Source organism: Rhizobium sp. P2_G2 (assembly GCF_056403555.1).
The window spans coordinates 1-19,637 of the sequence record NZ_JBFUFF010000034.1; the positions used below are offsets into that span (position 1 = coordinate 1).

At 59.0% G+C, this 19,637-nt stretch carries 20 protein-coding genes; 4 read left to right on the plus strand and 16 right to left on the minus strand.

Annotation, left to right across the window (positions count from 1 at the left end; all coding sequences use genetic code 11):
* Positions 1 to 249: transposase (locus tag AC1D06_RS22115; protein ID WP_477987957.1), on the plus strand; the 249-nt coding region annotated here is incomplete at its 5' end.
* 270 nt (positions 250 to 519) lie between these two features.
* Here the strand turns inward: AC1D06_RS22115 and AC1D06_RS22120 are convergent.
* The gene (locus AC1D06_RS22120) at positions 520 to 741 is read right to left on the minus strand and encodes a hypothetical protein (protein WP_477987958.1); all 222 of its coding nucleotides are present in this window, start codon (positions 739 to 741) and stop codon (positions 520 to 522) included.
* Positions 742 to 1,269: 528 nt separating this feature from the next.
* Positions 1,270 to 1,395, minus strand: coding sequence for a hypothetical protein (locus tag AC1D06_RS22125; protein WP_477987959.1), 126 nt, complete (start codon positions 1,393 to 1,395; stop codon positions 1,270 to 1,272).
* A 358-nt stretch (positions 1,396 to 1,753) separates the two neighbouring features.
* Here AC1D06_RS22125 and AC1D06_RS22130 point away from each other — a divergent pair, with 358 nt between their 5' ends.
* Entirely contained in the window at positions 1,754 to 2,500 is a 747-nt protein-coding gene (locus AC1D06_RS22130; RefSeq protein ID WP_477987960.1) for a hypothetical protein, read from the plus strand.
* A 284-nt stretch (positions 2,501 to 2,784) separates the two neighbouring features.
* A complete protein-coding gene (locus AC1D06_RS22135; protein WP_477987961.1) occupies positions 2,785 to 3,081 on the plus strand; it encodes a hypothetical protein in 297 nt (98 codons plus the stop codon).
* Between the two features lie 82 nt (positions 3,082 to 3,163).
* Here AC1D06_RS22135 and AC1D06_RS22140 read toward each other — a convergent pair whose 3' ends face one another.
* From AC1D06_RS22140 to AC1D06_RS22165, 6 genes are all read right to left on the minus strand, one after another.
* Positions 3,164 to 4,339, minus strand: coding sequence for a zinc-dependent alcohol dehydrogenase (locus AC1D06_RS22140; RefSeq protein WP_477987963.1), 1,176 nt, complete (start codon positions 4,337 to 4,339; stop codon positions 3,164 to 3,166).
* 731 nt (positions 4,340 to 5,070) lie between these two features.
* Positions 5,071 to 5,634: a pyridoxamine 5'-phosphate oxidase family protein gene (locus tag AC1D06_RS22145; RefSeq protein WP_477987964.1), complete on the minus strand. Its 564-nt coding sequence runs from the start codon at positions 5,632 to 5,634 to the stop codon at positions 5,071 to 5,073.
* A 665-nt stretch (positions 5,635 to 6,299) separates the two neighbouring features.
* On the minus strand, positions 6,300 to 6,929 hold the full coding sequence (locus AC1D06_RS22150) for an NAD(P)-dependent oxidoreductase (protein ID WP_477987965.1): 630 nt from the start codon (positions 6,927 to 6,929) through the stop codon (positions 6,300 to 6,302).
* A gap of 62 nt (positions 6,930 to 6,991) precedes the next feature.
* Positions 6,992 to 7,381, minus strand: coding sequence for a hypothetical protein (locus tag AC1D06_RS22155; protein WP_477987966.1), 390 nt, complete (start codon positions 7,379 to 7,381; stop codon positions 6,992 to 6,994).
* A gap of 2 nt (positions 7,382 to 7,383) precedes the next feature.
* Positions 7,384 to 8,340, minus strand: coding sequence for an alpha/beta hydrolase (locus AC1D06_RS22160; protein ID WP_477987967.1), 957 nt, complete (start codon positions 8,338 to 8,340; stop codon positions 7,384 to 7,386).
* A gap of 49 nt (positions 8,341 to 8,389) precedes the next feature.
* Positions 8,390 to 9,268: an NmrA/HSCARG family protein gene (locus AC1D06_RS22165; protein WP_477987968.1), complete on the minus strand. Its 879-nt coding sequence runs from the start codon at positions 9,266 to 9,268 to the stop codon at positions 8,390 to 8,392.
* Positions 9,269 to 9,383: 115 nt separating this feature from the next.
* On the opposite strand from AC1D06_RS22165, the gene AC1D06_RS22170 reads away from it, so the two are divergent.
* Positions 9,384 to 10,280, plus strand: a complete 897-nt coding sequence (locus AC1D06_RS22170) for a LysR family transcriptional regulator (protein ID WP_477987969.1) — start codon at positions 9,384 to 9,386, stop codon at positions 10,278 to 10,280.
* 266 nt (positions 10,281 to 10,546) lie between these two features.
* Here the strand turns inward: AC1D06_RS22170 and AC1D06_RS22175 are convergent, their stop codons facing one another.
* From AC1D06_RS22175 to AC1D06_RS22210, 8 genes are all read right to left on the minus strand, one after another.
* Positions 10,547 to 11,083, minus strand: coding sequence for an HAD family hydrolase (locus AC1D06_RS22175; RefSeq protein WP_477987970.1), 537 nt, complete (start codon positions 11,081 to 11,083; stop codon positions 10,547 to 10,549).
* Between the two features lie 476 nt (positions 11,084 to 11,559).
* The gene (locus AC1D06_RS22180; protein WP_477987971.1) at positions 11,560 to 12,618 is read right to left on the minus strand and encodes a magnesium transporter CorA family protein; all 1,059 of its coding nucleotides are present in this window, start codon (positions 12,616 to 12,618) and stop codon (positions 11,560 to 11,562) included.
* A gap of 501 nt (positions 12,619 to 13,119) precedes the next feature.
* Entirely contained in the window at positions 13,120 to 13,869 is a 750-nt protein-coding gene (locus tag AC1D06_RS22185; protein WP_477987972.1) for a ribonuclease activity regulator RraA, read from the minus strand.
* A gap of 20 nt (positions 13,870 to 13,889) precedes the next feature.
* Complete coding sequence (locus AC1D06_RS22190) at positions 13,890 to 15,053, minus strand: mandelate racemase/muconate lactonizing enzyme family protein (RefSeq protein ID WP_477987973.1); 1,164 nt, start codon at positions 15,051 to 15,053, stop codon at positions 13,890 to 13,892.
* 33 nt (positions 15,054 to 15,086) lie between these two features.
* Positions 15,087 to 16,184, minus strand: coding sequence for an ABC transporter ATP-binding protein (locus tag AC1D06_RS22195; RefSeq protein ID WP_477987974.1), 1,098 nt, complete (start codon positions 16,182 to 16,184; stop codon positions 15,087 to 15,089).
* 10 nt (positions 16,185 to 16,194) lie between these two features.
* Complete coding sequence (locus tag AC1D06_RS22200; RefSeq protein ID WP_477987975.1) at positions 16,195 to 17,085, minus strand: carbohydrate ABC transporter permease; 891 nt, start codon at positions 17,083 to 17,085, stop codon at positions 16,195 to 16,197.
* Positions 17,082 to 18,041 (minus strand): carbohydrate ABC transporter permease, encoded by a 960-nt coding sequence (locus AC1D06_RS22205; RefSeq protein WP_477987976.1) that lies wholly within the window; start codon positions 18,039 to 18,041, stop codon positions 17,082 to 17,084. Before AC1D06_RS22205 ends, AC1D06_RS22200 begins: the two co-directional genes overlap by 4 nt.
* 76 nt (positions 18,042 to 18,117) lie before the next feature.
* On the minus strand, positions 18,118 to 19,599 hold the full coding sequence (locus tag AC1D06_RS22210; RefSeq protein WP_477987977.1) for an ABC transporter substrate-binding protein: 1,482 nt from the start codon (positions 19,597 to 19,599) through the stop codon (positions 18,118 to 18,120).
* Positions 19,600 to 19,637 lie beyond the last annotated feature (38 nt).

The window sequence follows — 19,637 nt, forward strand, 5'->3', positions numbered from 1 at the left end:
CATTGCGTGCACAAGCCAAGGAAAAGAGCCAAGGAAAAGAAGGCCTGGGCCAATATCCCAGCCAAAAGCAATCGCAAGGACAGCTTTTCCTTCAGCCGATGGGTCTATCGGCAAAGAAATCTCGTCGAACGCTTCTTCAATAAGCTCAAACAATATCGAGCTATGGCAACACGTTACGACAAGAACCCAGCCAATTTCCTTGCCGCCGCCAAAATCATTGCTACCCGCATCTGGATCAACGCGTTATGAGTCTACGGCCTAGCCGATCATGGGGTGGTGCCGCAACTCCCGCCGAAATAGCCGAACGTACTCGGCAATCGGACCGATCCGACCCGGCGGGCGGCATGGGCCCCGCTGTTTGATTGTCCAAGGTCTGCCAGCGGAACCGATTGCGCCCCCCGTCTTTATCCCGCCGCCGTGGTTGGACTTACGACGCCTCGGAGCCCTGACCGGCTAAGGGGCTCTTTTTTGCTTTGTGCGTCTGGTTGAACGGACGCTATTCACTTTCATCGTTCATATTCAAGACGGTCGCCTATAACGAACTGACGCCACCTTGCGGCAATAATCCTCCAGCCGATCCGCTTCGGTGATACCATCGTGATAAGCGCGCAAGACGAACGCCGCGAACGCTTTTTCAGTTGCCGGCTCCCTCTCAAACCAGGGGTCAGCGACGACGGTTTTGAAGACAGCTTGCACGACTTCGAGCTCGTGCGGCTGCATTACCAAACCGGCGAATGGCATTTGAACCTCTCTCATTTCCGCTTCAGTTAATTTTAGTGCGTTTCTGGCGCAATTCCAGACGACGAAGAATCTCCGTTAGGTTGAATTTCCTGCTCCTTAGTAACCATAAACTGCGGTAATGTATTGTGTGAGTCGTCTCAACAGAGGGCTCGCCACGTGCCGCGTCGAAAAAAGATTGTAGAGTTACACCAGCAGGACCCGCGGCTGACATCGATCCAAATAGCCAAAGATATCGGTTGCGGCCCGGGAGAAGTTCTTGCAGTGCTCAGAATGGAAGGGCTGCAGCTCGCGAAAAAATAATGGTTCCGATATCGAGAGAGCGTAAGCGTGTGCAGCACTCGCCGAAGAAATGGGCGCACCGGAAATAGCGGCTGCGATCAGGGCTCGAAAGTTGCAATGAACGCGGCCGCGGCAATTTCACGATAGCTCGCGACGCCAGCGCCGAACCGTGAGGCCGGCAACCGATCGAGACAGACAGCGCCTCCAAAGGCGCAATCGGCGCCGCGGAGTTAGGCAGAGGGATCGCGCTCAGCCCAGCTCTTCGTAAAGCAGCTGGATTTGATCGAGGTAGAGATCAGAAAACGATCCGTCGGGGAAGGTGATTCTGGCCTTGCGTTGGCGCTCCCCGTCCCATTCTTCGACAGCGACACGCACCGCTCGCTCCAACGGGACGGTATAGCTCCAGAGTTCTCCAATGGATGTCAGGCTTACACGGGTTCGAAGCATGGTTGAGTTGAAAGGCGGGAGATCAGGCATGGGATTTTATGCGATAGGGCAGGTTCTGCGTAGATGATTTGACACGGGATACCAAGGCAAAACACGATCACCTGTCAAGCGTCACGTGCCGCTCAGCCGTCTTTGGGTCTGCTTGGGCAAAAAGCAAAAGCCGGCGTTCTGTTCAACGATATGTAGTTAACTCCTGCCAGGCTCTTCCACTCGCGAGGGCATTTCCTCCGGGAAGAGAGCGATGTATATTCATGAACACTAATTCAATAATGGGCCAAAATTGCCGATGTTGGCGATCGTACATGCCGCAGCCACGATTGCGCGCGGCAAAGGTCTGGAGGGCGAAGTCATGGGTGTCACCTGGAAATCCGGTTTCGCGATCAATACGCATGACAATCCATTCGAGATGGGCACGATCACCCTTTGGGACGCGGCCCATTTCAGCAGATCAAAATTCGATATAGAGACTTCTATCGGCACATTCGAGGTGCATGGATCCGGCTTCGCGACTGATTCATTGGGTCGTGTCCGTGCGGGCAGTGTGAGAAAAATCGTCGAATTGTCCGATGGTCAGCAAATAGGGATCATCTCCGGCATAGACCTGTCGGTGAAAGAGGCAATTCACGTTCTCTCGAACTCGACTAAACTCGTCCCCCAATACATGTCCAGCAATCTGCTTGGAAACGACCTGCTCTCCGGAAGTTCCGGCAATGACTTTGTCGAAGGCTTTTCCGGCAACGACCGCCTTGCGGGGCATAGAGGCAATGACACGATGAGAGGCGATGCAGGCGCCGATACCTTCGTTTTCGCCAAGGGGGACGGCGACGACACGATCGAAGATTTCAAGGCCAGGGGGCATAATCACGACGCGATAGACCTCTCTGGATTGAAGGGTGTCGACACGTTCCACGATGTGATGGCGCTGCTTGAAGCGCGTGGCAGGGATACCTGGTGTGATGACGGCCTTGGCGACGTGCTGGTTCTGCAGAACGTCGACATCCAGGATCTCGGCAAGTCAGATTTCATATTGTGATGAGCAATGGCGCCGCGCGCCGCTGCCCCGATCCCCATTGTCGCTGCCCGACCGATTGGTTACGCCATCACCAAGGCGATTGCCGCCGTTCTCTTTGGCGCGTCAAGCAGCGGTCCGGCAGATCAGTCTAGGTTGCGCCTCACACGGGTCAACTCCACTTTATCTCGCCCTTGGCGAGAAAACCGCATCGGTCACCGTAGTCACGGCTTGGGCCTCGGCGGCTCGAGTGGCGAGCTGTGCTCGCACCCATGGCAACGAAGTCGAGGAAAGTGACGCCGGCGACCATGAGCATTGCCAAGATCGCGTTTCTCGCGCTTGTGGTTGCCGGGATGTATGGAGGTGGCAAGTGTGGCAATGTCCAGCGCGTCCCCTGCTATCCGACTGGCAAGTCCTGCCTGTTTGTCGACCGACAGCGTCATGAATCCCGAGGTAATCTCTCTGGCTCCGAAGGCGCGAACAAGGTTTTCTTTGCCGCGCATGCCGAGTGCGCTGGTAATTTCCCTGGCCGCAAAAATCTCCATGAGGCCCAGCCCAATGCTGAACCAGCCGAGATTGCGCGCCAGCCGGTCAGAAGAGCTTAGCGAGCTTGGTCCGGATCAGAGGATTTTCGGATCGCCTTCCAAACGCATTATGTTCGTGAGAAACGACATTTCAGAACCCTCTCTATGGTTTCAGAACAACCTTGATGCAGCTGTCCTGCTTGTCTCGGAACACCTTGTACATTTCGGGACCATCTTCGAGCCGGGCGGTGTGGGTGATGACGAAAGATGGGTCAATCTGGCCTTCCTCGATGCGGCGCAAAAGATCGTCGGTCCAGCGCCTGACGTGCGTCTGCCCCATCCGGAAGCTCAGCCCCTTATTCATCGCCATGCCCATCGGAATTTTGTCGACCAGGCCGCTATAGACGCCAGGAATGGAGATTATGCCGCCCGGGCGGCAGACATAGATCATCTCACGCAGGACATGTGGACGGTCGCTCTCCAGCATCACCACCTGCTTGGCGCGGTCCATCAAAGTGTCAGGCTGGCTCATCGATACATGGCTTTCCATGCCGACGGCATCGATACACTTTTCGGGTCCCTTGCCATTTGTCAGCTCGTTCAGCCGCTCGATGACGCTCTCGTCGCTGAAGTTGATGGTGATCGCGCCACCAGCTTCAGCCATGGAAAGGCGCTCGGGAATGCAGTCGATCGCCACGACCTGCTTGGCACCGAGAAGCACAGCACTGCGGATCGTCATCTGACCCACGGGGCCGCAGCCCCAAACGACTACCGTATCGGTAGGCTCGATGTCGCACTGAGCAGCGGCTTGCCAGCCTGTCGGGAAAATGTCGCCAAGAAAGAGAACCTGCTCATCGGTCAGGCTGTCAGGGACCTTGATGTGCGTTTTGTCGGCGAACGGGACCCTGAGATACTCCGCCTGACCTCCCGGATAGCCGCCGGTAAGGTGCGTATACCCGAAAAGTCCAGCCGTCGTATGGCCAAAGACTTTATCCGCCATCTCCTTGTTTCGGTTTGTTGTCTCGCAAACGGAGAAGTTTCCGCGCTTGCACTGCTCGCATTGCCCGCAATTGATTGTGAAGGGGATGACAATGCGGTCGCCTTTCTTAAGCGCTCCACTCGCTTCGGACCCAACGTCCACCACTTCGCCCATCATTTCGTGCCCCATGATGTCGCCCGGCTCCATGGCGGGGATGAAGTTATGAAACAGATGAAGATCGGAGCCACAAATGGCGCAACTCGTCACCTTTATGATCGCGTCCCGCGGATGTTCGATCTCCGGGTCCGATACGTCGTCGCACCGGATATCTTCTTTGCCGTGCCATACCAGAGCTCTCATGACTCTCTCCTTCTTGAAGCGAGCCCAACGGAGAGAGGAGTCTAAGGTTCCCGTGCCGAAGCGGAGCTATCATGACTGACGGATGCAGCGCCGATAACCTTGTCGAGGCTCGCACGTCACCAAACAGCGATGCCGACCGGTGTCCGCCAAGAGGTGCCAGGGACAACTAGCCGCTTCACGCTACGGCGCTCCTGGCTAGACTACCTGACATAGTTTCCGGACCGGATTTGATGTCCGGTTTCCGCTCCAGACCGTGTGAAACCTCATCGGCGAAAAATCCTGATAGAAAATGATGCTCAGAATTATTCACCGGTAGGCCACCGTTAGTAAAAGACAGGCCTCGAGCCAAAAATTTCGGAATTAGGTTCTCCGTCAAAAATTTGATTTTGAGTTTTCACACGCTCTGAGTCATTTTCCATACATGCCCGCTTTGTTCCATAGCGCAATCAATCCCCTATTCCGGAGCCCTCGACGAGCAGGGCGAATGCCGACGTTTGTTGGCTTGAGCAGTAGAGGTGGTAGCCAGGAAACGGCTGGCACCGGTCCTGTAGGACCCGGATCAGTGGCAGTCGGGCCGGTGGTGCGAGACTTAGCTTTCGAATGTGTAGGCGAGTGCCAGCCCATCTAACGCAGCGGCCTCCGGCACTTCGCTTCGTCAAGCCGCGCTACAGGAAGTCAGAAGCTGTTGACGAACTCCGGGCGTGGACGTGGTCCAAAGTCCGACGCGAGTCTTAAGGGCTAAGTCTCGTAGCTATCCAGCTCTCTCCTGAACGATTCAGCACACATCGAACGTGGTGGACGGAGGAAAGGTCGAGCCATTCCAGCCGTGACAAGGTCACCGTCACCAGAGCAAAACGGTCGAAGGGCTCATCCGGCCCGGTCAGTATTTCGGCCAAGGGACGGCCTTCATCGTTGACGGCCGTTCCCGGCGGAAGAGGTGCTTCGAAAAGGACGAGCGTACGACCCCTCAGCGAGTTCCAAATTGCGCGACGCTCGATGTCGCTAGAAACCACAACGGCGGCTCCTGACAACCGCATTTGTACCATCGCGGCGGAGTCGAAGCCCACAAGGCTGACCCGCGGCTCGTGCTCGATGTCTCTGATCTTTGGCGATCGGACGTCGGTCACGAACGTCAGTTCTCCCCGCGTCCGGTCGCAGCGCCTCAAAACGACTGTCCGCAGCTGAGGCGATCCGTTGAGGCCAACCGTCGCGAGCTGAAGGAAGTTGAAGGGCGACTTAGCTGCCGCGGCTTGCTCCAGCGCTTGCCAGATTCGCCTTCCGATGTCGTCACTCAACGTCATGTCCCTAGTCGTTCGAACGGCTTTGCCCGGTACGCATAACATCCGGGCAACGACATTAACACTCTGTCGGATCGAACGGGTCACGCCATCGACCTTGAAGCTTTGGACCTGACATAAGCCGCGTCGGCAGAGGCAAGACACGAAATCGTTGCGGTGTCGCGCTGAGAGGCCCGGCGATGTCGACATCAAGTGTATTGCTGGTCACGGGCGATCCTATCGAACGCACCAAGGTTGCCAAATGTCTGCGCGGCTGTGGCTATCGAGTGATCGCCGACGGCGAGGAAGCCCGGACGGCGCTGGAACACAGGGATATTGATGTCGTCGTTTGCGACACCGAGCTACCCCACCACGCCAGCCGCCACACGCTCGCCTCATGGTTCGGTGCGCACCGCCCGGGCACCGCGAGGTTATCCTTACCTCCGCTCTCGAACCCACGGCGGAAACCGCACATGGCTTTTGCGAACAGCGACCGACAGCCCAGCCCCGATCTCATCATGAACAGTTGGTGGCAGAAACTCAGCAACCTCGTCGCAAGGTCGATGCTAACTAGTTTTGCCTTAGCGCGGCGGGAGGACATAACCCGGCTAACGCCGCGAGTAACCTGTAAGTGCGCCCTCTGTTGCTGGCTGCGCCTGCTCCATTGGCCGCTTCCAATGATCCTACCAGGTGATCAACGGCGCCCTGCGTAGCCACGCGTCGGTAGTCAGCTGCTGTACGACGAATTCCGCAACATCAGATCGAGCAATGGTGCCGCCATGGACGCCAGAAAGGTCGGTCAAGGCCTTGATGCCACCGCGCGCGGGCTTATCGTTGAGCACTGTCGGCCGGACGATAGTCCAGTCGAGCGCGCTTGCCCGAATAAGGTCTTCCTGGCGATCCTTGTCCTCATAAACCTTCCGCAGCATCAGGGGCAGGAGCAGCCGGTCGAAGAAGAAGCCGCCATGGCCGCGGCTGTCGCCGGCGCCGAGCCCGGTGATGCACACAAGCCGTTGAATGTTCTGCTGCTTCATAACACCGACCAGAGCGCGCGTTGCTGTCGAAAGCAGGGTCACCTCCTTGAATGGGCTCATGGCCGTGCCCAGCGAACTGACGACGGTATCACAGCCGGCGATGGCGCGGGTAAGCGCTGCGGGATCGCGGGCATCGCCTTCGATCAGTTCGGCGCCGGCAAGGTCGGCGGCTTTTGCCCTGGAGCGAACGAGGGCGACGACGTCGTATCCGTTTGCGACGGCCTTGCCGACGATCAGCCGGCCGGTGGCGCCGGTCGCACCCAATACCAGAATTTTCATGTCAAACCTCTGAAGTTGTGCTGTTGGACAGGGAAGCATCAATGCTCCGCTGGTGGAGTAAATCAGCGATGGCCGTCGCCGACCCACCGCGCCGCGGCCTCCGCCGTATCCTCGGGACGGGTGTTGAATGCGATCGCCGCCTTCGGCGCACCTTGGTGGATAGCGTTTACGACCTTTTCGAAGAACGGCAACCCTTTGGGCGGAAGGCGCAGGCCGCCGCCGATCACGACGCAATCGTAGTCCACGGTCGCCAGCTGCGCGGCCAGTGTGGCGATACCGCTGTCATCGGGAGCGATCATGCAGATGTCGGCGTCCCAACCGCGCTCGGTCATGGTCGTCTCCGCGATGTCGATGCCCCCCTGGATTTTCTCGGCATTGAACCCTGGTGGCAGGGAGGGATCGGAAAAATCGACGGTTTCCGGCGTCTGGCCTACAAACAATACGCGTGTCATGATCAAGCTCCTTTAAGTGGGTTGGACGGGACGACGGCGTCGTACGGGGCATCGAGCCGCTGGCGGAGGAAATCAGCGATGGCATTGACGGACTTCTCGGCTGCGAGGAACTGGCCGAGGGAGGATTGGAAGACATGCGGCATGCCCGCCCAGATCGACAGCGTGATCTCCACGCCAGCAGGTTGCGCCCGCTCAGCGTAGCGGATGGAATCGGAGAGCAGCACCTCATTGTCGCCGACATCGATGCGGATCGGCGGCAGGCCGCCGAGTTGGGCATAGAGCGGCGACGCCTTGGGGTTGGCGGCATCCTGGCCCTGAAGATACATGTTGGAAAAACCCTGGAGGACGCCGCGCGTGAAGATCGGGTCCGCCTCCGCCCGCGTCTCGAAGCTGTCGCCGGTCAGCGCTAGATCGACCCAGGGCGACATCACGGCTGCGCCCACCGGCTGCACTATGCCCTTGGTCTTGTCAGAAGCGAGGATCGAGAGCAGCGCCAGCGTCAGACCGCCGCCTGCCGAATCGCCAACGACCACGATCCGCTCAGTCCCGTCTGAGACGAGGCCGCGATAGGCTGCGACCGCATCATCAATCGCGGCCGGAAAAGGATGCTCAGGCGCCAGCCGGTATTCCGGGACGAAGGCATCCGCGCCGACTCGTGCCGCGATCTGGCCCACGAAACTGGTAAACGTCTTGGCGGAGCCGAGCACATAGCCGCCACCGTGAAGATAGAGAATGCGCGCGCCGGGTCGTGCATTCGCCGGCCGTAGCCAGAAGCCCTCGATGCCGCCGACAGTGGCGGGTTCCACCCGCACATCCGGAGCGGCGGGTGTTGCGGCAAACATGGCGTCAAACATCGGCCGCGCCTCGGGCCCGAGCGGCTCGCCCTTATGAGCCGAGGCGGCCTGTCGCATCGCGGCCACTGCGGCAATGTCTTCGGCCAAGAGGGGTTGGATCGTCATCATCGCAAGTCTCCTTTGTTCATGTGTGGGGCAGGAGTGAGGTGCGAGCTTAGCCCTTCGCCCACTGGGCGGAGGCATCCTTGGCAAAAGCGGCATAGGAGCGCGGCGCACGACCGAGCAGCTTGGTTAGACGCGCGATGTCATCAGCGCTGGCCGCCGCGCCCTCCGTCTGATACCGGCTGAACATCAGGCGCAGGTCAAGCGCGTGCCAGGCTGGCAGCATCGTCTTCATGCGCTGCTCCATCGCAACGAGATCATCGCCGCCATAACGGATCGCCCGGCCGAGGGCTTCGCTCCAGATTGTGGCGATCCCTTCGCCGGTGAGGCTGTCTGGACCAACCAAGGCGTAGGTTTCGCGGCCGAGCGGTGTGGGGGCCTGTTCACGGCGAACCAGTTCGATCGCGGCGGCCTCGCCGATGTCGCGGATGTCGACCATCGAGACGCCCTTTCCGCCAATCGGCGAGGCATAGACGCCAGCCTTCAGAAGTACGTCCTTCTGGCGAAGATCGTTCTGGATGAAGTAAGCGGGACGCAGAACCGTCGCCGGCAGATCAAGCGCCTCGATCATGCGCTCCACCGTGTACTTGCCGGCGAAATGCGGCACGTCGGCATAGGCGTCGCCGCCGAAGACCGAGAGGTAGACGATGCCTTTGACGCCGGCTTCACGGGCGACTGTCAGGGTCAGCATAGCCTGTGTCAGTTCATCGGCGACATTCGGGGCGAGCACAAACAGGGTGCTGACGCCTTGCAGTGCCGTGCGCACCGAGTCTGGATCGGCGAGATCGCCACGGACTGCCGTCACGCCGGCAGGAAGCTGCGCCGTCTCCGGTGAGCGCGTCAGGGCGCGGACGTCGGCGTTGCGCGTTTGAAGGTGGGCCAGGACCTGCGCCCCGATGGTGCCTGTGCTGCCTGTCACGAGAATGGTCACGTCGAAATCTCCTTGTTGGTGTGGGTGGCATCTGTTGAGGAACAAGATAGCCGTTTCATTTTCGTTGAGGAGGTGCCAATATCGAGATTGCTTGTCTCGAAAACGGAACACCATGATGGATCTTCAGGCTTTGTCAGATTTCGACCTCGTCGCGGCCAATAATGGGTTCGGCCGCGCCGCCCGCGTTTCCGGCCGCTCCAAAGCCACGCTGTCACGGCGGGTCGCCGAACTCGAAGAGAGCCTCGGCGTCAGGCTGATCGAGCGCGGGTCGCAGAACTTGCGATTGACGGAAGAAGGACGGGCGCTGCATGATCGAACGCACGGACTGCTGAGTGAAGTCGCAGAGGCCGGTGAGGCGGTCGTGCTTGGCGCATCCACGCCGAGAGGAAGGTTACGGGTGAGCGCACCTGTCGTCTTCGCGCATGTCGCGCTGCCCCGGATCGGCGCACGCTTTGCTCTGGCCTATCCCGAGGTCCAGCTCGAAATCGTTGCCGAGGACCGCAAGGTCGATCCGGTTGAGGATGGTTACGATCTGATCATCCGGATCGATCCGTCGCCGGACGAACGCCTCGTCGGCCGCCGTTTTCTCAACGATGAACGCCTGATCGTTGCACCAACCGGTATGCCGCGCCCCGCCCCCGACTTGGATGGCGAGGAAACGACGGCAAAAGCTGTCCTGCTCTCCGCGACACCACCCGGGACCCTCTGGCGGATTGGTTCCGGAACGGAGACGGACATCGTCTTAAGGCCGGAACCGATTCTACGACTCTCTTCGCTGCTTATGGTCCGAGATGCGGTGCTGGCGGGCGCCGGTGCAGCCATGCTGCCGAAGCTCCTCGTTGCCGACGACATCGAGGCCGGCAGGCTGGCCTATTGGGGAGTGCTCGCCGGTCCGTCGGTGGAGATTTGGGCGTTGCAGAGTTCACGCCGGCTGATTGGCGCCAAGGTGCGCGCTTTCCTCGAAGTGGTCGAAAGAGCATTCCCGGAAAAGGTCTTCGTCGCACCAGTATGAACGACGCACGAAGCCGACAACCGACTGTCAGACAAATCACATGATCTTGATGGAATGACTGATAGGGTCTGTTACCGGTATTGAGGCCCCATACGCAAGCTCGGTAGCCGCGACACCTCGCGCTCAGACGAGTAGCTCCGGTAGACCCACCAGATCGGGCAATACAGCGTCTGGCGTCCACTGCGGATTGAGCCTTTCTCCCAACCTGTCAATCCACACAGCGCGTATCCCGAGTTCATGGCAGACTTTTAGGTCGGTAACCTGTCCTATCCCAAAACAGTCTCCCCAGGTGTTGCACCTATGAAAGAATGGGCATGTAGGAACAGCAGATGATCGGGCTTGTAGGGCCTCGCTTGTTGAGCAGTGATCACATAGTCGATCGGAACGCCAATCCCGGCGACGGTTCCTGCTGTCAGATCATCATCCGTGTTGCCGATGATCGCAAGACGAAACTCGGCTCGCACGCGCTGCAGTGCAGCCGGCACTTCTGAATGAGGCGGGATGGTTCGCAGGTGTGACAGGAGCATTTCTCCGTGATCAGGACGAAACGCCAGTCCTTTTGCGGCCATCACTTCAGACAAGCTGGACTGCAGGACAGTCTCGTAATCGCGAAAAGGTCGACGTTGCTGTTGGTCCATTGACAACGTGCGGAGCGCGTCGACCGTACCGGTGACCTGATCCTCATCCACATTGGTGACTTTGAGATTGTTCTGAAGGACGGAGCGAACCGCAGTTTGCAAGGCCGCGTGCCACTGCACTAACGTCCCATAGCAATCGAACGTCATGAATTTCGGCTTGGGCATGGTCCACCCGTCGTTCGCAGCAATTTCGGCCTCATCGACACGGCAGTATTCGCGAGCCAGGGGGTAGGGTCAGTCATTTCCGGCAGCTCGATCCTCCGAAGCGAAACCTCATCGCCGACCAAATTATGAATTCTTGCGATGCGTTATGGTTCCCGTCGGTCAAGTTCTGGGCGCTCGTCGTGAGAGGCCTCACCAACCAACTTGGTCTAATCTGGCGTAATTTCGTACCCCAGGGTTCGGCTGGGGGGTGGGTATTTCCGATAGGCCCGGGCAGCCTCCGGTGGCTGAACCAGTATATGCATTGCAGTCTTAGGTGGATTGCAACTATACCACTTTTTTCAGCGCTTGGCCGGCAACACATTTACTGTCCCCAGGGCTCGGGTGCGGTCCCAACGCCAAAGATTTGCCCAAGCGAGGTGGACCCTTTCTGATTGCGGTCTCTGAGAATTTCCGGGGCCAATAGCCAACCCGTAGCTTTAGAACCAGCCTTTGCGCCAAAACCAGAGCAACGGCAGAACAGCGCTAAGAATGATAACTAACCAGGCGAATGGATAACCCCATTTCCATCCGAGTTCCGGCATCACCCTGAAGTTCATACCCCAAATCCCGGCCATAAGTGTCGGTGGAACTCCCACCACGGAGGCAATGGTCAGCACTTTGAATATGTCGTTCTGCTCGATGGTTATAAAACCGAGCACCGCGTCCAGAAGAAACTGTGTCTTATCCGAGAGATGCGTTTCGTAATCACTCAGGGAGGTCACATCTTTCGAGATCGATTGAAGTCGATCACGATGATCGTCCGTCAGCATCTCATGACAAGTATCCGCGGTGAATGTTGCGATTCGTCCAACGCCCAGCAGAACATCCCTTGCTTTCGATGAACGATCTCCAAGCGCCCCGACTTTGGCCAAAGCCCTGCGCAGTGTAAAATTTGCGTTCCGTGGGGAAATTGACCCTCGCAGGTCTCCGCGAAAAACCGTCTTGGAGACCTCATCGACAGCCGCGGCCAAACGCTCGAGAACGTCAGCGCCGCGGTCGACGATCGCTTCGAGGAGGGCCACGAAAATGGCAATGCTGCTGGACAATGAGTCATCGCTTCCTATCCGTGCAGACACCGCGTCGAATGTGGGAAGTTCCTCGTAGTGTATGGTGACGAGCAAATCGCGGCCAATTATGAAACCCGCTGGCGAGAGCTCTGCATCCTCAAGCGTCAACTGACCTACGACGGGAGCGCTGAGATAAAGCTTGTCTTCGGTCTTGACGAGCCTACTCGACACCTCGATTTCGCCAAGGTCCTCGCGCGACGGGATACGAACATCCGCCGATCTTTCGACGAGATCAATCTCCTCGGCGTTGGGATTTAGCAGATCGATCCAGAGAATGTCTTTCGGAAGCTGCGAGTCGGGGTCCAAGTGCCCATCACAGCCACGGTTTTCAGGATACCTTTTGAGCAAGCGGCGCTCCAGCAGGAAAGTTAAGCACCAAATTGTCTCGCGGCGGCGGTCGCCCACAATGCTTGAAAGGTAGGGCTGCACGTAAGGTCGGGAGTCCAGCCCGCGTCGTCAGCGAGGTCGGTGACCGCGAGGAAAAAGCTTTCGAACGTCTGCTCGCATTGCGAGGAACGGTTTAAGCGGCGTCGAGGGTGGCGTGGATCTTCCATGCGGCGGTCTCCTGGCTGCAAAACGAAACCGGGGATCGCAAGTTCCCTAACACCTCAGCCGAGTAGTAACTTGTCCCTGAAATTGATAAGGCCGATCATTATGCCGAGACTGTTGTTTTCCAGCCCTGATTGATCCACTGTGCGGTTTCTCGCTGACCCAGCAGTTCGCTTAAACTGATGGTGTGATTCAGATGCTTAAGAATGGCAATGTGGATCAGAGCAGAGTGGAAATACGGATCAAACCAAGGCGATAATCAACAACCATGGAAAAGGTCCTGCTTTATGATCCCCGAAGTGGAACACACATGTTTGGCCGACATCGCCGGCCAGTGACGCCTTTAGACTTCACGGCTGTGTTGCCAGGGCACTCCACAGGTTAGCTGCGGTTCCCCAAGCGGTTTGTTTTGCGCCACTCTTCATACTCTCCGCGGGCATCGTCATGCAGCGGATAATAGCGCTGCAACGACCCGCCTTCCATAAGCTTCACTCGCGAGAACTCCTCCCAATCATGATGCTTTTGCGACTCTTCGATGACCTTTGAGGCCATTGCGACTGGAACGACGACCGCTCCGTCGTCGTCGGCGACGATGATATCGCCGGGGATGACGGTGACGCCGCCGCAGGCAATTGGGACGTTGACGGCATTGGGATAGATGCTGGTCTGCACATGGTAGTTGGGCGTCCAGCCGCGCAGCCATAAAGGAAGATCCAGCTTCTCGACATTGGGCCGGTCGCGCATGCACCCGTCGATGACGATGCCGGCGCCGCCCCTGCCTTTGAAATAGGTCGACATCATATCGCCGAAGACGCCCGAGCTCATGTCGCCGCGCGCATCGACCACGACCACATCGCCATCCTGCGCATGATAGAGCACGTGCCGGTGCAACTGCGTCTCCGGATCGGCATATTCGCCCTCGTTGAAAAGGTCCGGCCGCTGCGGCAGGAATTGCAGCGTCAGCGCCGGTCCGACGATCGACTTTCCGCGGTTCTGCGGCACGGGGCCGACCATATGCGGATTGCGGAAGCCCATATGGCCAAGCGTGCCGGCGATTGTCGCGGCGCCGATCCCCTTCAATGCGTCGATCAGATCCTTGGGTGGTCGCTTGATGTCGGGCGTATGTGTCATTGTAGACTCCAATGAAAGAACTACCAGTTCGTGACAGAACCGTCGCGGCGCTTCAGGTGCGGCGCTTCCCAGAAGCGAAAGCTCTCCGCCTTGACCGCCTCTTCGTTGACCTCGACGCCGAGCCCCGGCAGATCGCTGACCGGATAGTCGGGGCCGTCGAGCCGTGGTTGCACCGGGAAGAAGCTGGAATTGTCGAAGCCCAGCTTTGCTTCAGGCACCCTGGTCTCGAGCCAAGCAAAATTCGGCACCGCGGCGGCCAGATGGATGGTCGCCGCCGTGCAGACCGGGCCAAGGGGATTGTGCGGCATCAGGTCCACATAATGCGCCTCGCTCCAGCCAGCGACCTTCGCCGCTTCGGTGAGCCCGCCAACATTGCAGACATCGAGCCGGTTGAACTGGTGGATGCCGCGCTCGATGTAGGGCAGGAACTGCCACTTGCTGGCAAATTCCTCGCCGATGGCGAACGGAATATCGGTCATCGTGCGCAGGCATTCGTAGGCCTCGGGCGTCTCGTCTCGTATCGGCTCCTCGAGGAAATCAAGCACGCCACGGCCGACCTTGTTGCAGAAGGTCGCCGCCTCCGCCACCGATAGCCGATGGTGATAGTCGATGCCGAGGACGACGTCGTCGCCCAACGCCTCGCGCGCCTTATTCAACATGATTGCGGTCGCGCCGATCGACTCGCGCGGCTCGAAGACGTCCTTGCTTTTTTGCCCTACGGGGAAGAAGCGGATCGCTTGCCACCCCTGTGCGCGCAGTTCGCGGGCTCGTTCGATGGCGGCATCACCCTCGGCCTCGTCACCGGTCGAGGCGAAGGTGGGAATGCGGTCGCGCTGCTTACCGCCCAGCAGTTCGTAGGCCGGCACGCCGAGCGCCTTGCCCTTGATATCGTGAAGGGCGATGTCGATGGCGGAAATCGCCGCCTGCAGAACGCGCCCGCCTTCGAAATATTGGCTGCGATAAAGTTCTTGCCAGATCCGACCGATCTGCATCGGATCGCGGCCAATGACAAACTCCCGATAGTGCTCGATCGCACCGGCCACGGCCTTCTCGCGACCGCTCAAACCGCTCTCGCCCCAGCCGAAGATGCCATTGTCGGTCTCGACCTTGACGAGCATCTGGTTGCGTGTTCCTACCCAAACTGGATAAGGCTTGATGGCAGTGATCGTAAGCTTCATAGTCATACACGCCCTCGTTCCACACGCACCCGCTCTGTTTCAGTCGGCTTTGAGAGCCATTTCAGTTTCGCCGTCGAACAGATGCATCCGCTCCTGCTCGAATTCGAGCCAGATCTGCTCGTCCGGCGCGCAAGCAATGGTCGGCGACACGCTGATGTTGACGATGGCCCCGGACAGGAACGCCTGTACGAAGGTGACGTCTCCGGTCGGCTCCACCGTGTATGCCTTGGCAGGGATGCTTCCCGGCACCGCACTCTTGTGCAGCCTGATCGTCGAGTGACGCGCGCCGAGCACCACTTTCCTGGTGTTTGCCTTCGCGACTTTCTGGGCATTGCGTGGGGAGAGCTCGAGGTGCCAGCCCTCTGCGCTGGTCAACACAGTATTGCCGTTTGCCGTCGATGCCTCCAGCGGAACAAGGCTCATCGCCGGGCTGCCGACGAAGCTGGCGACGAACATGTTGACCGGATGTGCAAAGACCTGCGCCGGCGAATCGTATTGCTGCAGGAAGCCGCCGTTCATCACCGCCATCCTGTCGGCCATGGTCACGGCTTCGAGCTGGTCGTGCGTCACATAGATGATCGTCGCCTTGAGGTCCTGGTGGAAGCGCTTGATCTCAGACCGCATCTGCACGCGCAGCTTTGCGTCGAGGTTGGAGAGCGGCTCATCCATCAGGAATACCGCCGGATCTCGAACCAGCGCACGCCCCAAGGCCACGCGCTGCTGTTGCCCACCCGAAAGTTCGCGCGGCTTGCGCTCGAGCAGCTGCGTCATGTCGAGCACGCGCGCCGCTTCCTTCACCTTCCTGTCGATCTCGTCCCTCGGCAGTTTGCGCATCTGCAGCGGGAACGCCAGGTTTTTATAGACCGATTTTTGCGGATAGAGCGCGTAGTTCTGGAACACCATGGCGATGTCCCGGTCCTTGGGGTCGAGGTCGTTGACCACCCTGTCCCCGATGACGATGTCGCCCGATGTGATGGGAATAAGCCCCGCTACGAGATTGAGCGTGGTTGTCTTGCCGCAGCCTGAAGGGCCGACGAGCGCAACGAATTCGCCGTCATTGACCGTCAGCGAAACATTGTTRACCGCTTTGAAGCTGCCATAGGTCTTGACCAGATCTTTGAGGACCACATAGGCCACCGGCAACTCCCTAGTGCTTGACTGCGCCTTCGGTAAGGGCGCGTACGAAATATCGTTGCAGGACGAGGAACAGGACCACGACCGGCACGCTCATCATGAAGCTGGCCGCCATCAGGCCGGGAAAATCCGTCGTGTTTTCCGAGAAGAAGCGCTGGATGCCGACCGGCAGTGTCAACTGTTCGTTCTTGGAGAGGAAGGTGTAGGCGTAGATGTACTCGTTCCACGCGCCAATGAAGGAATAGATCGCCGTGGCGATGATTCCTGGCGCCGAGAGCGGCATCACGATCAGGACAAAGGCCTGGAACCGCGTCGCTCCGTCGATGCGCGCCGCCTGCTCGAGTTGCACAGGGATATTGTCGTAGAAGCCCTTGAGCAGCCAGATCGCCAGCGGCAGGCCGAATGTGAGGTAGGTGAGGATGAGTGACCCATGCGTGTTCACCAGCCCGATCGCGCGCATCAGGATGAAGAGCGGCACGAGAAAGATCACTGCCGGGAACATGTTGCGAAGCAGGACGGCGAAGAACAGAAAATTCCGGCCTGGGAAGGTGAAGCGCGAAAACGCGTAGGCCGCAGGAACGGCCACGATCACCGAAAGGATGGTCGTGGCAGTGGAGACAAAAAGGCTGTTCCAGAAGAAGCGCAGGAAGTCCTGGCCGACGCTGTTTTGCGGATCGAGCAGCTTCTGGTAGCTGGCAAGCGTGGGTTGGTCAGGCCACCATTGCGGTGGGAATTGCATGGCCGCGAAGCCGGACTTGATCGAGGTGATCAGCATCCAGATCATCGGCAACGCCGTGTAAAGCAGCATGAACGCGAGGAAGACACGTCCGCCCCACCGCCATCCGTCGATGCGGATACCGCGGCGGGTCCGGCGTCGAGGAGCAGTCTCGGCAATCGTGCTCATGCCCCCCCATCCTTGCGCTCATTGCCGCTCAGAGCACGGACGTAGAAGTAGCCGAGCGACATCAGGATCAGGAACAGCAGCACCGAATAGGCCGATGCTACCCCCCAGCGCTGGCGGCCGAAGGCGAGCTCGTAGATGTGAGTGATCCAGATATGCGATGCATTCGATGGTCCGCCGCCGGTCATGATCCAGGGGATGATGAAAGAGTTGAAGTTGGCCACTGCCAGCAGCAGGATCGTCACCGTCGAGACGTTTCTCAAATGCGGGAACGTGACGTGCCAGAACCGCTGCCATGCATTGGCTCCGTCGACTTTTGCAGCGCGCAGCAACTGGTCGGGCACTGTCTGCAGGCCGGCCATCATCATGATCATGGCAAACGGAAACTCGCGCCAGACATTGACGACGATCAGGGACGGCAGCACGGTGCTGACGTTGTCGATGAAATTCGGCGGCCGGTCGGCCAAGCCGAGGCCAACCAGCACCGCGCCGATGATCCCGAAGTCCGAATGGTAGATCCACTTCCAGATATAGGACGCGGCGACGGCGCTGATGACCCAGGGAATGATCAGGACGGCGCGCAGGAGGCCACGGCCGACGAAGTCGCGATGGAGCGCCAGGGCGCTGGCAAATCCCAGGACAAATGACATGAACGTGGATACCAGCGTCCAGATAAGGGTGTTCGAGGTGACCCTCCAGAACACCGCACTTGTGAGGATGGCGGTGTAGTTGCCAAAGCCGACGAAAATCTTGTCCCGGAGCTGCAGGCCAGGCGGCGTATTAAAGAACGACAGCTCGATCGTGTAATAGATCGGATAGGCTATGACGATCAGCATTACGGCGATCGCCGGGAGCACATACGCGTAGTCAGCGCGATGCTCCCAGACCGCTCGCAGCACGCTGGGCCTATCGGATTGCAGTCTCCCGCGAGCCTCGGCCTTGCCGATCAAGATCGTCACTGTGGCGTGCCCTTGTTCTTCGGAATAAACCGGCTGCCGTCTCGGTGCAGCCGGTCAGATCGTGCTCACGCTGGGACTAGAGTCCGCCCTCCATCAGGTCTTTCACCTTCTTGGCCGCGTCGTCCGCTGCCTGGTCGACGGTCATGGCTCCGGTCAGCGCATTCTGCAGCATATCCGGGACGATGATGTTCATGATCTCGGGGGACTGCGGCAGAGCCGGGAACGGGATGCCGTATGGCAGCATCGAGGTCGTGACATCGAGAAACTTGATATTGTTCAGACGTTCCTTCATCCATTTGGTCTTGAACCCATTAAGGTTTCCCGGGTTCGAGCCGGCATAGGCCATCTTCAGCGACCATTCGGGGCTCGTCCACATACAGATGAGAGCCTTTGCAGCCGGCTCATCTACCTTGCCGCCTTCGACATATTCGGGCTTTAGGATGTGAATGTTCGAGCCGCCGAACACGACGGCACGCTTGCCGTTGGGACCGGTCGGAATCAGACCGTAGCGCATGTTGTCGATGACGGTCTGCGCCTTTTCCTTGTCGGCGCCCGTCGCCTTCTTCTGCAGGTCGAGCATGACGTTGTAGTCGGACGGATGCGAAACCATCATGCCGAGCCGGCCGGCGAGGAACAGGGGCTGGTTATCGGCCTGCTGGTTGGTCAGCGCCGAAACCGGAACCGACTTGTCGCGAACATACATATCGTACGAGGCCTGCAGCGCCGCCTTGCTCTGCGGGCTATTGAGCTCGACCTGCTTATAAGTCGGGTTCGCGCTGGCTTCGTCGAAGACACCACCGCCATAGGCCCACAGTTGCGGCATAAAGCGGTACGGCGTATTGCCGGCATTCTTGCGGGCCACAAGGCCGTAGCCTGGAATTCCGAGCTTGTCGTGGATCTGCTTGGAATACTTGACGACGTCGTCCCAGGTTGCCGGAGCCTTGTTCGGATCGAGGCCCGCACGCTTGAAGATGTCGGCGTTCCAGATGAACGCCATCGTCTCGTTGTTGGTTGGAATGCCGTAGGTCACCCCCTCCCAGGTCACGGCCTTCATTGCGCCGGGCCAGAAGTCCTCGGTCGAATATCCGACATCCTCGGGTTTGAGCGGTTGCAGATAGCCCTTTGACGCGAACTCGGTGCCACCAAGAATCTGCAGGCGGACCGCCATGGGTCCAGCATTGCCCAGCAGCGCCGTCCGGAACTTGTCCAGAAGGTCGTTATAGGTGAGGGCTTGTTCCTCAAGCTGGATGTTTGGATAGGTTTTGCGGAAAGTTTGGAAGAATTCCTTGTAATACTGACGCAGGAGATCGGGGTCGCCCTCGAAAACGCCCTGATACCAGAATGTCAGCCGCCCCTTATAGTCGAGCGGGGTGACCTTGGCGCAATCGCCCGCCGTGTCAAAATCCTGTGTGCCGGCAATGGAGCGCACATATTGGGGCGACCACTTCTTCAAGTCGACTGGCGGCGCAGCCTGCGCCGACGCGGACATCAACGATACCATCAAAGCAATGGGGACAGTGCCGCGCAGGACGGCACCGCCGAGTGAAATCCTCGTCATTGGGTATCCTCCAGATCCTCTCCCATTCGCTCTGCGTC